Below are 15017 nucleotides of genomic sequence, written 5' to 3'. Positions count from 1 at the left end.
CGCACTTAGCCTAGAGCATCTCTTCACCACCGCCACCAAGGATGATTTCACCCTCATCAGCCAGACGACGTGCCACAGATAGAATTTCTTTCTGTGCTTCTTCAACCTCAGAAACACGAACTGGACCTTTAGCTTCAAGGTCATCTCGTAACAATTCAGAAGCTCGTTTAGACATATTACGGAATACTTTTTCTTGAAGAGCAACATCAGCACCTTTCAGCGCAACAACCAATACGTCAGTTGAAACCTCTCGAAGAATTGCTTGGATACCCTGATCCTCTACATCTTGTAGATTTTCAAATACAAACATCAGGTCAGAGATCGTCGTAGCAAGATTTTCATCACTCTCTTTAATCCCTTCCATCAACTCAGCTTCAATACTCGAATCAATAAAGTTCATAATATCAGCAGCATTTTTAATGCCACCAAGAGTTGCAGAACTAGCACCACTTGCACCCGCAAATTGACGTTCAAGAATATCATTTAGCTCTTGTAATGCTTGCGGCTGGATACGATCTAATGCAGCAACACGCATCAAAATATCTAGGCGCTGTTTATCATCAAAGAAACCCAGCACACCGGCTGCAGCATCCGGTTCAAGATAAGCACAAACAACTGCCTGAATCTGCGGGTGTTCGTACCGGATAATTTCAGCAATTTGACGAGGCTCCATCCAGCGAAGAGTATCTAGACCAGATGTATTCGTACTCATCAAAATCCGATCAAGGAGAGTTTTTGCTTTCTCTTCGCCCAAGGCCTGATTAAGCATTGAACGAATATAGATATCGTTGTTAATTCCAATACCGGTTTGATCACTTACCAAACCCATAAAGTCACCAACAACTGATTCCACCTTTGTCTGTGGAATATTATTCAGTTGAGCCATTGCCTCCCCAATCATCTGAACCTCTTTAGGGCCCATATGTTTCAGGATTTCAGCAGCATCGGCTTCACCTAAGCTAATCAGAAGAATTGCAGCTTTATCTATCTCACTGAATTCACCCTGACTTGCCTCATCACTCATCGTTACCTACCCATTGCTTCACAGCCTGCGCAACACGCGCAGGATCTTCCGCAACCATACTACGAATCGCGTTCAACTGATAATCAAAGCTTTCATTTGGCGTTGGTAAAAGACCATCATCGCTACCAAAAGTAACCGAATCAGATGAGAACTCGCCTCCATCAAGGCCTTCCAACTCTGCAGAAACTTCACCTGCAGCACCCAGACCAGCCACATTGCCCGCAGTTCCTGCTGAAGCAAGGTTTTTAAGGATAGGGCGCAATATACCGAAAACAAGAACAAGTACGAATACCGCTGCCATTACTTGCTTAACGATATCCCAAATCCATTCCTGCTCCCAAATAGGCAAATCTTCAGTAACAATAGGTTGTTCAGGTACAAACGGAGTATTAACAACATTTACACTATCTCCACGTAACGCAGAGTAGCCAACGGCATCTTGAACCAAAATGCGCAGACGCTCCAACTCATTTTGCTGCCAAGGTGTACGTTTAGTATCACCGGAGGATGGGTCTACACTCGAAAGATCATCAACGACAACCGCAACAGTTAAACGACGCACACGACCTTGCTGATGTTTGGTATAGCTAATAGTACGGTCTAATTCAAAGTTACGCGTCGCTTGTTTACGAGAAGAACCCGGCGCACCGTTGTTGGCCAACACCCCCTCGCCTGATGCTTCTTCAGGTACACTGCTCGGCCCAGGAGGCTGATTAGACAATGCGCCTGGCACACCGACTGGTGCAGCACCACCAACCCTTGACTCATCCATTGTCTGCTCACTACGAAGCGCTGGAAGATCAGGGTTATATAATTCGTCAGTTTGTTCGACTGCTGTAAAATCAACATCTGCTGACACTTCTGCACGGAAGCGCCCCATACCTACAACCGGCTGAAGGATACTGTTTACACGGTTGAGCATCGTTTCTTCTAAATTACGCGTGTACTCCAATTGCTTAGCAGCTAAAACAACATTAACGTCTTTATCACGCATATTTAGTAAACGGCCGCGCTGATCCACAACAGTCACATCTTTAACGTTTAACGCTGGAATACTTGAAGCCACCAAGTTAGCAATAGATGCAACCTGATCACGCTCTAGTTGACGCCCAGAGAATAACTCAAGGAATACAGATGCTGTCGGCTTACGGGTATCACGGATAAAAACCGTATCTTTTGGAATAGCTAAGTGAACACGCGCATTGCGCACAGCAGTCATACTGGAAATTGTCCGAGCCAATTCACCTTCAAGACCACGACGATATTTTGTCGTTTCCATGAACTGACTGGTGCCTAGGCTTTGCTCACGATCTAGAATTTCAAAGCCCACTGTTTTATCAGCAGTAAAACCTTCAGAAGCAAGCTTAAGTCTAGCCTGATGAACATATTCATCCGGAACCAAAATAGCTCGGCCATCTGCATCAAACTTGTAAGGGACATTATAAAGGCGTAGCTGCTCTATAATCTGGTTAGCATCAGAGAAATTAAGATTACTAAATAGAACACGCTGATCTGGCTTTTGCGACCACAAAACAACAGCAAAACCAATAGCGACACTTGCCGCTAGACCAACCATCAAACCAATCTGCCTAACAATACTCAGTTTATTAAAGCCAAGCATTGGGCTTCCGCTTAATGTTTCTGCGCTATCTGCCACTGCCACTTATCCCGTTAATTCTATTTATTGTTATATTGGCATCTTCATTACATCTTCATAGGCCGAAACTAATCGATTTCGTACCTGTGTCATCGCTTGAAACGAGACTGAAGCTTTTTCTGCAGCGATCATTACTTGCGGGAGATCGATAGTAGGATCACCCTTTTCATATGCAACTGCCATTTTTTTGGCATCTGCTTGAGTCTCACTCACAGCATCTACCGCATTTTTCAAAATATCACCGAATCCCGTACGATCAGAGGGTTTAACAGCACCTGGCTCAGAGACCATACCTGACATCATTTCTGGAGAGACACTCTGCACTTGAGTCTTAATTGTCCTCATCTGCATCAGAACACTATTTATGTCAGCTCTATCTACCATAACCACACCCAACGGCAATTTATTGACATTATAAACTGTCAATTTACTTCATCAAGGTAAAAACCAAGAAGAAAACGACATTTTTTTGTCTATTCATGCTTGATTTTACTTTTTATATGTAGATAAAAGCAAAAAGCGGGCCAATGGCCCGCTATTCTTTTGACGTCTAATTAATAATGAGCTTCTGGAGGATCGCCATATTTTAGTCGCACATACATCAGCGCCACGGTTAAAGCATCACCAATAGCTGTATGCCTCTCAAGCATCGGGATATCTAACTTTTTGGAAATCGTATCGAAACGCAGATCGACATTACCGCCTACAGATTTCCATTTAATAATATCGTGATAGACATGGGACAACTCAATCGCCTTATTCGGCAAGCCAAAACCAAATTGGGGTCGAATGAATTTATCCAACATCCTAATATCGTAGTTAACATAGTAACCAAGAATTGGACGATTACCGACAAACTCTAAAACCTGCTCAAGCGCATCCTCTATATCAATGCCTTCAGCCAAATCACTTTCACGTATCTTATGAATCTTAATAGACTCACCCGTCAGTGATTTGGGTGGCTTAAGCTTAATATCCAAACGATCACTCGTAAGAACCTTTTTACCTTTAATCTTAACCGCACCAATCGATACAATTTCACCTTGCTTCACATCGAGACTAGTCGTTTCACAATCTAAAGAAACAACCTCATCACCATCATAAGCATCGAACAGGTGCGCATAAGGACCAGATTTATGGTCATACTTCTCTTTTATTCTTCTTACCGCTCTGGGTATGATCATTAAAACTTACCCTCCAAGGTGATACCTAAGCTCCAGATGCTTTTTAAAGCCTTTAACAATATGTAACGCATCTCGTAGCAGCTCTCTTTCAAGCTTATCTAAGGACTGCAAATCAATAATATTTGGGGTTTGGTCGTGCCCCGTTTCACTGCTTTCCATACGTTTAACTTGCTGTCTTAATCGAAGACTAATAAATAGACTCAAAGCCTCCGCTATCTCTCTACCATGTTTTTCTTTAAGCTGACCAAGTTCAGTCAAAGCCTCTATACGCTCAAAGGTATTTGTCACTTTAATGCGATGTTCTAGAGCTATCGTGCGAATCCCATGCACAATTGGGAATATCCCGCCTTTCTTAATATCTAACTGACCTTTATCTTTTAAGTTACCAAAGAAAGTCAGAGGCGTATCAAACTCAAGAGAAGCTTTAGCGAAATGAGAGAAGAAGACATCATTATTACGTAAATGTCTCATAAACCAGTTTCGGCTAGCTTTAAAGATAGCTGGGTTACCTGCTACAGGCTTAGCATCAACAGCAATAGCTAGATTCATCTGCGAATCGCCATCGCATCGATCAGCCCAATCACCTAACATTTGCGTCCAGCCACCCAGAGATTTAACCCAATCAGGATTCGATACCATGATGTTACCCGGGCAAGGGGGAAAGCCAAATTCGATCAAAGTCTGACTGAAACGATTCAGCGTTTCAGTCATCTCAGGCCAAACCAAACCATCCCTATGAATAATGGCGTTATCCTGGTCCGTTTTCATGATCTGCTCACCACGCCCTTCGGAACCCATCACTAACAAACACACATGCGGCTGCATATCACTTGGGATCATAATGTTGAACAATTTGGCAATAATACGGCCGTTCATTGCGGCCAGTAGATCCATCACAAAACGAGTTTTAACGCCTTGCGACACAAGCGCCTTAATCAAATCATCCAAGCCTTTTTCAGCTTCTTTTAAATCTTCAACCGTTTGCGCGCGCTCAATTCGTAAACCAATCACATGAGAATGACTGGAGAAATAACTCAATACATCTGTCAGCTCGACAATGCCTGACATTTCTCCATCCTTCATCACAACAACACGCTCAATATGCTGTTGAGTCATTATGATCAAAGCGTTAAACAGGTAATCATCTGGCCTAACGGTGATTAAGCGATAGCTAGCGATTTCTGCCAAATCAGTATCCATAGCCAGCTCATTAACTACCACAGCATCTAATAGATCCGTGCCGGTAACCATACCGTAACGATTACCACGCTTTACCAGAATACAATCTGCCTTTTTCTCGCGCATAAGCAGAGTTGCTTCGCGAATAGATGTTCCTTCAAGGATAACCAACGGCTCTCGCACTAGACCGTCAGACACTTTAGCCAACATAAATTCAGCCATGTCCTGCTCTTTGCCGTGCTGCTGAACGATCTCTGTTTTAGCTGACAGGTTTTGCTGAAAATAATCAGCAAATAAGCCGTTTGTAGACATAAGATCCAATAGAATCTTAGTCGGTAAGATATGACAGATAGTCTCTTCTTCGGCGATAAAATTGTGAATTGCTTTACCCCGAATAGCAGACCAACCGCCAAAGTAATCCTCATTGGTATAGTGAACAAAGACATGTTCAGGTGTATCACTACCCTCTTCCTGAACTTCGCTTTCCCCTACCTTTCCTTTAAAAATAACAAAGACGCCTTCGGGCTCTTCACCCGCCGTCATGATGTACTCGCCTTTTTGGTAGTAACCAATATCTAGGCTTGAACGGAGTAAATCTTGCTCTTTCTCATCCAGTAAACTGAATGGCAAATTTGTCATTTTGAAAGAATCAGGCATTTCCAACATCCTCTTTGTAGGAAAAAGAAAAGGGCGCTCCAACCTACGCTGGGCGCCCTTTTTTTAGATTTATCTAATCGATCTTAGTGATCGTGAGCAGCACCAGCACCACGTGGGATACGTAGATCTTCTACGATATCCTGGATTTCCTGTGGTGGTTCTTCAGTCATGTTGGATACTACGAAACCAACGATGATGTGAAGGATCGCACCTACAGTACCGAAGCCACCTGGAGAGATACCCATGATGTATTCAGATGGAGTACCGCCACCGAATGCGAAGTAGTACATGTAGCACATAGTAGTGATAAGACCTACTAGCATACCTGCAATCGCACCTTGAGAAGTGTGACGCTTCCAGAAGATACCCATGATGATAGCTGGGAATACGGACGCACATGCCAGACCGAAGGCTAGGGCTACAACCTGTGCCACGAAGCCTGGAGGGTTGATACCGAAGTAACCTGCGATACAGATTGCCACGATAGCAGCCAGACGAGCGTACATAAGCTCCTGCTTATCAGAGATATTTGGATTGATGGTTTTCTTCATCAAGTCATGCGAGATTGCTGTAGAGATTACCAACAACAGACCTGCTGCAGTTGATAGTGCCGCAGCTACCGCACCAGCAGCTACCAGAGCGATTACCCAGTTTGGAAGCTGAGCGATATCTGGGTTAGCTAGTACCATGATGTCACGGTCTACGTATACTTCGTTTGCAAATGGCTGTTTAGCCGCATCAAACTCTGCACCTGCTTTAGCATTGGTAGCAATACGCTGACCGTATTCGCCACGCTCTTCTGTAAATGCAGGCTTACCTTTCTTCGCATCGAACGCAGCGCCAGCAGCGTACTGTACTTTGCCGTCACCGTTACGGTCAGTCCAACCTAGAAGACCAGTGTTCTCCCAGTTTTTGAACCATGCAGGCATTTCAGAGTACGCAGTACCTGTACCGTCAGCACCGTTGATAGTCTGGATAAGGTTTACACGACCGAAACCAGCTACACCAGGAACCGCAGTGTAAAGTAGCGCGATGAAGATTAGTGCCCAACCAGCAGATAGACGAGCATCTTTTACGCGAGGTACTGTGAAGAAACGTACGATTACGTGTGGAAGACCAGCAGTACCGCACATCAGAGCAACTGTTAGGAAGAATAGATCGATAGTCGATTTCTTACCGTCAGTGTACTGATGGAAGCCAAGATCTACTGACAATTGGTCAAGAGTAGCCAATACAGACAGACCACTGTCCAGAGTCGCACCCAAACCAATTTGTGGTAGGAAGTGACCTGTAACCTGAGCAGATAGGAAGAATGCTGGTACTGTGAACGCAAGAATCAATACAACGTACTGAGCAACCTGAGTATAAGTAATACCTTTCATGCCACCTAGTACAGCGTAGAAGAATACGATCGCCATACCGATAACTACACCAGTGTTGATGTCAACGTGTAGGTAACGAGAGAATACGATACCAACACCACGCATCTGACCAGCTACGTAAGTGAAAGAGATTACGATAGTACAAACTACTGCGATTGTACGTGCAGTAGAAGAGTAGTAACGGTCACCGATGAAGTCAGGTACTGTGAACTTACCAAACTTACGTAGGTAAGGTGCTAGCAATAGTGCTAGTAGTACGTAACCACCAGTCCAGCCCATTAGATAAGCAGAACCGTCACGGCCAACGAAGGAAACCAAGCCAGCCAGGGAGATAAACGATGCAGCAGACATCCAGTCAGCAGCAGTCGCCATACCGTTAGCAACCGGTGGTACACCACCGCCCGCAACGTAGAATTCTTTAGTCGATCCTGCACGCGCCCATATCGCAATACCGATATATAGCGCAAAGGAGCCGCCTACAAAGAGAAATGTTAAAACGTCGAGACTCATAGCAATGCCGTCCTAATAGAAATTATTATTGTTATTCGTGAACGTCATACTTCTCGTCAAGCTTGTTCATGCTGAACACGTATGTCCAGATCAAGATGACGAATACGAAGATTGACCCTTGCTGGCCGAACCAGAAACCTAGTGGGAAGCCGAAGAACGGAATCGCATTAAGCTGTTCGACAAACAAGATCGCGCAGCCGTAGGAAACTACGAACCAAATCGCGAGGTGAGTCATAATGATGCGCAAGTTTTCACGCCAGTAGGCTTGCGCCTGCTCATTACTGATTGACATAACACCATCCTTATTTTTGTTATTTAAAAATTGGTGAAAATTTAAGACTGTAAGAGACTAACAAACAGCGCAGCCAAACAAAGCTAAACTTTAGTCGACTCAACTTTCCTCTAAGCTATTGAAAAGTCGCTTCAAAGCGCGGTATTACGGCATTTCCTCGATATTGAGTAGTAAAAGACCACAAAAAACTCTAGACAAAGGTATTAACACTGCCGACCCTAATTTAGAAAAGCCACAACTACTCCATTCAGACAATTGTTGGGTTCCTGTCAAAATTAAGTAAACTAGCAACACATCTGTTTTTACTATTCATTAAGGAATGCATGATGCTTTCTGGCTGGTCGATAATTCTTATCTCTTTCACCTACCTTGGCCTTCTATTCGCCATTGCACACTATGGTGACAAAAGTGCGCAAAAGAATGATCGCATTATCAGCCGACCAATCATCTATTCCCTATCTCTTGCAGTTTACTGCTCCTCATGGACTTTTTACGGTGCTGTAGGACGGGCAACCACCAGCGGCTGGGAGTTTTTAGCTACCTACCTAGGACCTGTCATCGTCTTTGTATTTGGCTGGCGCCTTATTGAGAAGATGATTCTGATCAGTAAGCAGCAGAACATCACTACAATTTCAGACTTTATCTCTTCGAGATATGGTAAGAGCCAAGCTTTAGCAGTACTCGTCACCATCATTGCGGTTACAGGCACTATGCCTTACATCGCCATGCAGCTTAAAGCGGTGGCTATCAGTTATAACGCACTTACACCTGGGACAGAAGAAGTTATCAGTAAGGGTAGCGATACTGCCCTTTTCGTTGCGATTGTAATGGCGATCTTCGCCATACTATTTGGTACTCGGCAGATTGATGCAACAGAGCACCACGAAGGCTTGGTATTAGCCGTAGCTTTTGAATCCATTGTCAAACTAACAGCGTTTATCGCTGTTGGTATTTTCGTTATGCTTGAGGTATTCGACGGTTTCGAAGACCTCGCCTACAACATAGCCACTCAGCTCAATAACAATTCCAATTACTCATCATTTCTAGACGACAGTTTTTTGACAGAGATATTACTCGCCTGCGCAGCGGTAATCTGCTTGCCACGCCAGTTCCATGTAACGATTGTAGAGAACACCAATACAGGCCACTTAAAGCTAGCTCGCTGGTTGTTTCCAATCTACCTAATCCTCCTAGCTATCTTTGTACTACCTATCTCGACTGCTGGCATGCTGTATTTCGAGAATACTAGCGTCGACGCAGACACTTATGTTTTGATGCTGCCATTAGCTGCAGACTATAAAGAACTCGCCACCTTTGCTTTCATTGGTGGCCTTTCAGCTTCTACTAGCATGGTTATTGTTGCCAGCATCACCTTATCCACAATGGTCTGTAACGACATCGTGATGCCACTTCTTTTCCGCATCTCTTGGTTACGCCTATCCGACACTAACGATGTCGGTGCACTCCTACTCAAAGTCCGTCGAATCACCATCATGTGCTTAATGATTCTGGCGTACTTCTACTATCGAATTTTAGGTGAGCAATCCCCTCTCGCCTCATTCGGTCTACTTGCTTTTGTTGCGGCCGCACAATTCCTTCCAGCGATCATTGGCGGTATATATTGGAAGGCAGGATCTCGGCACGGGGTGCTTGCTGGCTTAACAGGCGGCTTCCTTCTATGGCTATACACATTAGTACTACCATCATTCAGTGAAGCAGGCTTACTCGGCCCTGAATATTTAAACAATAGTATTTTTGGAATTGAGTGGTTAAAGCCAACTCAGCTATTCGGAATAGAAGGCTTAGAACCGCTTACACACGGTGTTTTCTGGTCTCTATTCTTTAATACCTCGCTGTATTTCTTAGTTTCCAAATATACGAGCTTGCGCCTTGTTGACCGTATTCAAGCCAGTGCCTTTGTTGATGTTTACAACAAGGATTTAACTGAAGCTACACGTCAATATGGGCAGGTAACCGTTGGCGATCTTCAAATGCTAACAGAGCGCTTCCTTGGCATCAGCAGAACTCAACATTCTTTTACTGGCTTCGCACTGCAACATGGAGAAGAACCACCTTTATCAGGCGATAAAGCGACCCCAGAATTAGTACAATTTACCGAACGCCTTTTAGCCGGTGTCATCGGCGCATCCTCTGCACGCATCGTCTTAGCGTCTACTTTACGCGGCAAAGACATGCATATCGGCGATGTCGTAACCATTGTTGACGAAGCCTCACAGGCACTGCGTTTTAACCGCTCACTCCTGCAATCAACCATTGAGAATATCAGCCTCGGCATAAGCGTTGTTGACCAACAGATGCGACTCGTTGCTTGGAACCGCGTTTACGTAGAGATGTTTGATTACCCTGAGGGCCTCATCTGCGTTGGCCGGCCGATCGAAGAAGTTTTCCGTTATAACGCCATGAAAGGTGAATACGGTCCGGGCAACAATGATGAACAAGTAACCAAACGCTTAAAAGTCCTTAAATCAGGTAAGCGCCATAGCTACGAACGTTTCCGCCCGGACGGCACCGTTCTAGAAGTGCGTGGTAACCCAATGCCAAATGGTGGCTACGTAAACACCTACATGGATATCACAGATCATAAGCATGTCGAAGAGGCACTAAGGGAAAGTGAGCAAAACATTAGAATCTACACCGATAATGTACCGGTACTAATTGCCTACCTTGATCCAGAGAGACGCTACCTGTTCATCAACAAAGCCTATGCCGACACCTTTGGCCTTGATCGCAATACCATCTCAGGTCAACCTTGCTACAAGACAATGAGCGAGGATGAGTACGAGCTTAGAAGCCCTTATATAACAGCTGCTCTCGCAGGCAAACGTCAGCGCTTTGAAACCACGCTTCCGAGTGACAGCGGCCAGCCCCGTTATGCCGAGGTTAAATACATCCCGCACATTGGCGAATATGGCGATGTACTGGGTTACTTCACTCTATACCAAGACATTACTGAGCGTCGTAAAGCTGAGTTAGCGCTGAAAGAGACCAATGAGACGCTAGAACAACGGGTACGTGAACGTACTCACGCACTCTCTGTTGTTAACAAAGAGCTACGAAAAGAAAATACGATTCGATCTTTAATGGAAGACGAGCTCCGTCAAGCCAAGTCTGATGCTGATGACGCGAACTTGGGTAAGACCAGATTCCTAGCTTCTGCCAGCCACGACTTATTACAGCCACTTAATGCTGCGCGCTTATTCACATCAGCCTTAGCTCAGCAAAGCCATAGCGAAGAGACCAGCCAGCTGGTAGAAAACCTTAACGGCTCTCTAACTGCCGCTGAGGAGCTTATCACCGCGATCCTAGATATATCCAAACTAGATGCTGGTGCACTTGCGCCATCCATTACGGACTTTCCTCTGGATGATATGTTTAGTGCATTAAATACTGAATTTACCGCAGTCGCCGCTAAAAAGTCGCTTAAGTTCCGAACTGTACAATGCAACAAGGTTGTACGCTCGGACCAACAGCTCCTAAGACGAATCATCCAAAACTTCCTATCGAACGCTATGCGCTATACACAAGAGGGCAAGATTCTGCTTGGATGCCGTCGCCGTAAAAACATGCTTAGAATCGAAGTCTGGGATACAGGCGTAGGTATAGCTGAAGACAAAATCAAAGAGGTCTTTGAAGAGTTCAGACGCATCGATAACCCTAAGCACTCTCAGGTACAAGGCCTAGGTCTCGGGCTTGCGATTACAGAACGCATTGCTCGCATGCTGGGCCACAAGCTTAATGTCCGCTCTTGGCCGACTAAAGGCACCGTATTCAGCGTCGAGATCCCCCTTGGCGACAGAACCAAAGCGGTTAAACCAAAGCCCGAAAAACGCGGCTGGATCCGCAGTAAAGGCCTAAACGGAATCCGAGCCATAGTGATCGACAACGAACCTAAGATCCTAGAAGGCATGTCAGCACTGCTTAACGGCTGGGGCTGCGATGTGAAAGTCGCTCTTTCCTCTAAAGAAGCAACCGACCTAATTCAATCAGAGAATTTCCAGCCAGAGATCATTCTAGCTGATTACCACCTCTCAGAAACACTAACAGGCATCATGGCTCTAGATGACCTAGCGCCACTGTTGGATAAACCAGTACCAAGCATCGTTATCACTGCTGACCGAACTGAAGAGGTGAAGAACGAAATCCAAGATTATGGATCACAACTATTAACCAAGCCTATTCGCCCTGCGGCATTACGAGCGATGATTAATAAAACCATTGCCACAGCACGCGCTAGCGAAGCTGAAAACGAATAACCTTGAACCAATCACAACCAATAAAAAAGGCGCCATAGGCGCCTTTTTTAAAATCTTTATTTTAGGTATTACTCAAGATCAGTCTTAGGCGGCTCGACACCAAGGCGCTGAGCAGCAATTACCGCTTGTGTACGACTATGAACACCCAGCTTACGTAAAATAGCTGTTACGTGCGCTTTGATCGTCGCTTCAGAAACGTTTAACTCATAAGCGATCTGCTTGTTTAACAACCCTTCAGTCAGCATCGTCAATACACGGAACTGTTGAGGCGTTAATGCAGATAATGCCGCAGCGAACTTTTGGTCATCTTCGCTTACATCACCTAAATTATCAGCTACTTCCTGAGGCAACCATTCCTCACCTTCAAGTACAGCAACAATGGCTTCACCAATTGTTTCGAGAGGTGCTGATTTCGGGATAAAACCAGAAGCGCCGTAATCAATAGCACGCTTCATTACATGCGGTTGCTCACTGCCAGATACAACCACAACTGGGATCCCCGGGTTTTGACCACGCAAGAACACTAGACCAGAAAAGCCATTAGTGCCTGGCATATGAATATCTAATAACACCAGATCTGCATCAGAGTGCTGATCCACGGCTTCCTGCACTGCAGCCAACGAATCCGCTTCGATTGTTTCTACACCAGGCATTGCCTGAGTAACAGCCTGTTTTAAAGCTGCACGGAACAACGGATGATCATCTGCAATAATAATTTTTTGTGCTAACTGCATGCGTTCACTTCCCCCTTAAGAACCCTGTGACGAACGCCAACCGTTAATGAACGGTTAATCCAGTGAAGAGAATACCACTATAAAACAAAAAACTCCCGCAAGTCTCGGGTAATCCGCGACTTACAGGAGTTTTTTCAGACTAATTTATAAGAAGAATTAGTCCTGACGGTTCATACGGTTTTCGATTAGGTCATCTACTACAGATGGATCTGCAAGTGTAGAAGTATCACCTAAAGCACCGAAATCGTCTTCAGCGATCTTACGAAGGATACGACGCATGATCTTACCAGAACGTGTCTTAGGCATGCCTGGTGCGAATTGAATCAAGTCTGGAGATGCGATTGGACCGATCTCAGAACGTACGTGCATACGTAGTTCTTTAAGTAGCTCGTCAGACTGCTCGAAACCAGACTGTAGAGTTACATAAACGTAGATGCCTTGACCCTTAACTTCGTGCGGGTAGCCAACTACTGCTGCTTCAGCAACTGCTTCGTGAGCTACTAGTGCAGACTCAACTTCCGCAGTACCCATACGGTGGCCAGAAACGTTGATTACGTCATCTACACGACCTGTGATCCAATAGTAACCGTCTTCATCACGACGACAACCATCACCAGTAGTGTATACACCTTTGTATGTAGAGAAGTAAGTTTGGATAAAGCGCTCGTGATCACCCCAGATAGAACGAGCCTGAGATGGCCAAGAATCTTTAATTACTAGGTTACCGTCAGTCGCACCTTCCAACTCGTTACCATCAGCATCTAGAAGTGCTGGCTGAATACCGAAGAATGGACGAGATGCTGCACCTGGCTTAGCTGCAGTAGCACCTGGCAGAGGAAGAATCATCATACCGCCAGTTTCAGTCTGCCACCAAGTATCAACGATTGGGCAACGACCCTGACCGATAATGCGGTGGTACCATTCCCAAGCTTCTGGGTTGATTGGCTCACCTACAGAACCAAGGATACGTAGTGTAGATAGGTCAGAATCACCTAGTACATCTTCACCTTGCTGCATCAATGCACGAATAGCCGTTGGTGCAGTGTAGAACTGGTTAACTTTGTGTTTTTCGATAACACGGCCGAAACGGCTGTTATCTGGGTAGCTTGGAACACCTTCAAACATTAGTGAAGTTGCACCGTTAGCTAGTGGTCCGTATACGATGTAAGAGTGACCAGTAACCCAACCTACGTCAGCAGTACACCAGTAGATATCACCTTCTTTATAGTCGAACGCGTACTCGTGTGTCATGGAAGCGTAAACCATGTAACCACCAGTAGTGTGCTTCAGACCTTTTGGCGCACCAGTAGAACCAGACGTGTAAAGAATGAACATTGGATCTTCAGCGTTCATCTCTTCAGCAGGGCAATCAGCAGATGCTTCAGCTACTAGATCTTCGTACCAAACATCAACATTGCTATCCCAAGCAACATCTTGCTCAACGCGCTTAACAACGATTACGCTTTCAACATGCGCTTTAGCTGCATCATGCTCTAACGCTTTGTCTACGTTAGCTTTAAGCGGAACAGACTTGCCTGCACGCAAAGAGTAGTTAGACGTTACAACAACTTTAGATTTCGCACCTTCGATACGAGCTGCTAGCGCTTCAGGAGAGAAACCACCAAATACGATAGAGTGGACAGCACCAATACGAGTACATGCCAACATAGCTACAGCAGCTTCTGGAATCATAGGCATGTAAAGCGTTACAACATCGCCTTTCTCTACGCCACGAGCTTTAAGAGCGTTAGAAAACTTACAAACGCGCTCATGAAGATCACGGTAAGTGATATTTTCAGATTCGCTTGGATCATCACCTTCCCAGATGATAGCAACCTGATCACCACGAGTTTCTAGGTGGCGATCAAGACAGTTGTGAGAAGCGTTCAACGTACCATCTTCGTACCAACGAATATCTACATTGTGTGGATCGAAAGTGGTGTTTTTAACTTTAGTGTATGGCTTAAACCAATCCAGGCGCTTACCTGCTTCACCCCAGAATGCATCCGGATCGTTAACTGATTGCTCATACATCGCTTCATATTTTTCGTTGTCGATGTGCGCGTTTGCCGCAATCTCCGGACTTACTGGATATACCTTTTCACTCATCGTGATGCCCTTAGC

The 15017-nt window shown here is 45.1% G+C and carries 10 protein-coding genes; 1 reads left to right on the top strand and 9 read right to left on the bottom strand.

Annotation, left to right across the window (positions count from 1 at the left end):
* Positions 1-10: 10 nt before the first annotated feature.
* From fliG to ACMXYS_RS02530, 7 genes are all read right to left on the bottom strand, one after another.
* Positions 11-1024, bottom strand: coding sequence for a flagellar motor switch protein FliG (gene fliG / locus ACMXYS_RS02560; protein WP_415883417.1), 1014 nt, complete (start codon positions 1022-1024; stop codon positions 11-13).
* Positions 1017-2681 (bottom strand): flagellar basal-body MS-ring/collar protein FliF, encoded by a 1665-nt coding sequence (fliF, locus tag ACMXYS_RS02555; protein ID WP_415883416.1) that lies wholly within the window; start codon positions 2679-2681, stop codon positions 1017-1019. Before fliF ends, fliG begins: the two co-directional genes overlap by 8 nt.
* 30 nt (positions 2682-2711) lie before the next feature.
* Positions 2712-3065: a flagellar hook-basal body complex protein FliE gene (gene fliE, locus ACMXYS_RS02550; protein ID WP_415883415.1), complete on the bottom strand. Its 354-nt coding sequence runs from the start codon at positions 3063-3065 to the stop codon at positions 2712-2714.
* A gap of 170 nt (positions 3066-3235) precedes the next feature.
* Entirely contained in the window at positions 3236-3865 is a 630-nt protein-coding gene (locus ACMXYS_RS02545; protein WP_415883414.1) for a 3'-5' exonuclease, read from the bottom strand.
* A gap of 6 nt (positions 3866-3871) precedes the next feature.
* Entirely contained in the window at positions 3872-5701 is a 1830-nt protein-coding gene (locus ACMXYS_RS02540; protein ID WP_415893361.1) for a putative nucleotidyltransferase substrate binding domain-containing protein, read from the bottom strand.
* An 83-nt stretch (positions 5702-5784) separates the two neighbouring features.
* Positions 5785-7593: a sodium:solute symporter family protein gene (locus tag ACMXYS_RS02535; RefSeq protein WP_415897490.1), complete on the bottom strand. Its 1809-nt coding sequence runs from the start codon at positions 7591-7593 to the stop codon at positions 5785-5787.
* A 31-nt stretch (positions 7594-7624) separates the two neighbouring features.
* Positions 7625-7885: a DUF4212 domain-containing protein gene (locus ACMXYS_RS02530; protein ID WP_415883411.1), complete on the bottom strand. Its 261-nt coding sequence runs from the start codon at positions 7883-7885 to the stop codon at positions 7625-7627.
* A gap of 323 nt (positions 7886-8208) precedes the next feature.
* Here ACMXYS_RS02530 and ACMXYS_RS02525 point away from each other — a divergent pair, with 323 nt between their 5' ends.
* Positions 8209-12159: a NahK/ErcS family hybrid sensor histidine kinase/response regulator gene (locus tag ACMXYS_RS02525; protein ID WP_415897489.1), complete on the top strand. Its 3951-nt coding sequence runs from the start codon at positions 8209-8211 to the stop codon at positions 12157-12159.
* Between the two features lie 68 nt (positions 12160-12227).
* On the opposite strand, the gene ACMXYS_RS02520 is transcribed toward ACMXYS_RS02525, so the two are convergent.
* Together ACMXYS_RS02520 and acs are read right to left on the bottom strand one after the other, a co-directional pair.
* On the bottom strand, positions 12228-12893 hold the full coding sequence (locus ACMXYS_RS02520; protein ID WP_415883409.1) for a response regulator transcription factor: 666 nt from the start codon (positions 12891-12893) through the stop codon (positions 12228-12230).
* Between the two features lie 156 nt (positions 12894-13049).
* Positions 13050-15002, bottom strand: coding sequence for an acetate--CoA ligase (gene acs, locus ACMXYS_RS02515; RefSeq protein WP_415883408.1), 1953 nt, complete (start codon positions 15000-15002; stop codon positions 13050-13052).
* Positions 15003-15017 lie beyond the last annotated feature (15 nt).

Source organism: Neptuniibacter sp. QD57_21, from assembly GCF_047778075.1.
Classification (GTDB): Bacteria; Pseudomonadota; Gammaproteobacteria; order Pseudomonadales; family Balneatricaceae; genus Neptuniibacter.
The sequence above is the reverse complement of the archived record's forward strand: the minus strand, read 5'-3'. Positions and strand labels throughout refer to the sequence as shown.

Bases quoted from the DNA above. Each gene is read 5' to 3' on its own strand.
- fliG (WP_415883417.1), bottom strand. From the start codon at position 1,024: ATGAGTGATGAGGCAAGTCAGGGTGAATTCAGTGAGATAGATAAAGCT.
- fliE (WP_415883415.1), bottom strand. From the start codon at position 3,065: ATGGTAGATAGAGCTGACATAAATAGTGTTCTGATGCAGATGAGGACA.
- ACMXYS_RS02545 (WP_415883414.1), bottom strand. From the start codon at position 3,865: ATGATCATACCCAGAGCGGTAAGAAGAATAAAAGAGAAGTATGACCAT.
- ACMXYS_RS02540 (WP_415893361.1), bottom strand. From the start codon at position 5,701: ATGCCTGATTCTTTCAAAATGACAAATTTGCCATTCAGTTTACTGGAT.
- ACMXYS_RS02535 (WP_415897490.1), bottom strand. From the start codon at position 7,593: ATGAGTCTCGACGTTTTAACATTTCTCTTTGTAGGCGGCTCCTTTGCG.
- ACMXYS_RS02530 (WP_415883411.1), bottom strand. From the start codon at position 7,885: ATGTCAATCAGTAATGAGCAGGCGCAAGCCTACTGGCGTGAAAACTTG.
- ACMXYS_RS02525 (WP_415897489.1), top strand. From the start codon at position 8,209: ATGATGCTTTCTGGCTGGTCGATAATTCTTATCTCTTTCACCTACCTT.
- ACMXYS_RS02520 (WP_415883409.1), bottom strand. From the start codon at position 12,893: ATGCAGTTAGCACAAAAAATTATTATTGCAGATGATCATCCGTTGTTC.
- acs (WP_415883408.1), bottom strand. From the start codon at position 15,002: ATGAGTGAAAAGGTATATCCAGTAAGTCCGGAGATTGCGGCAAACGCG.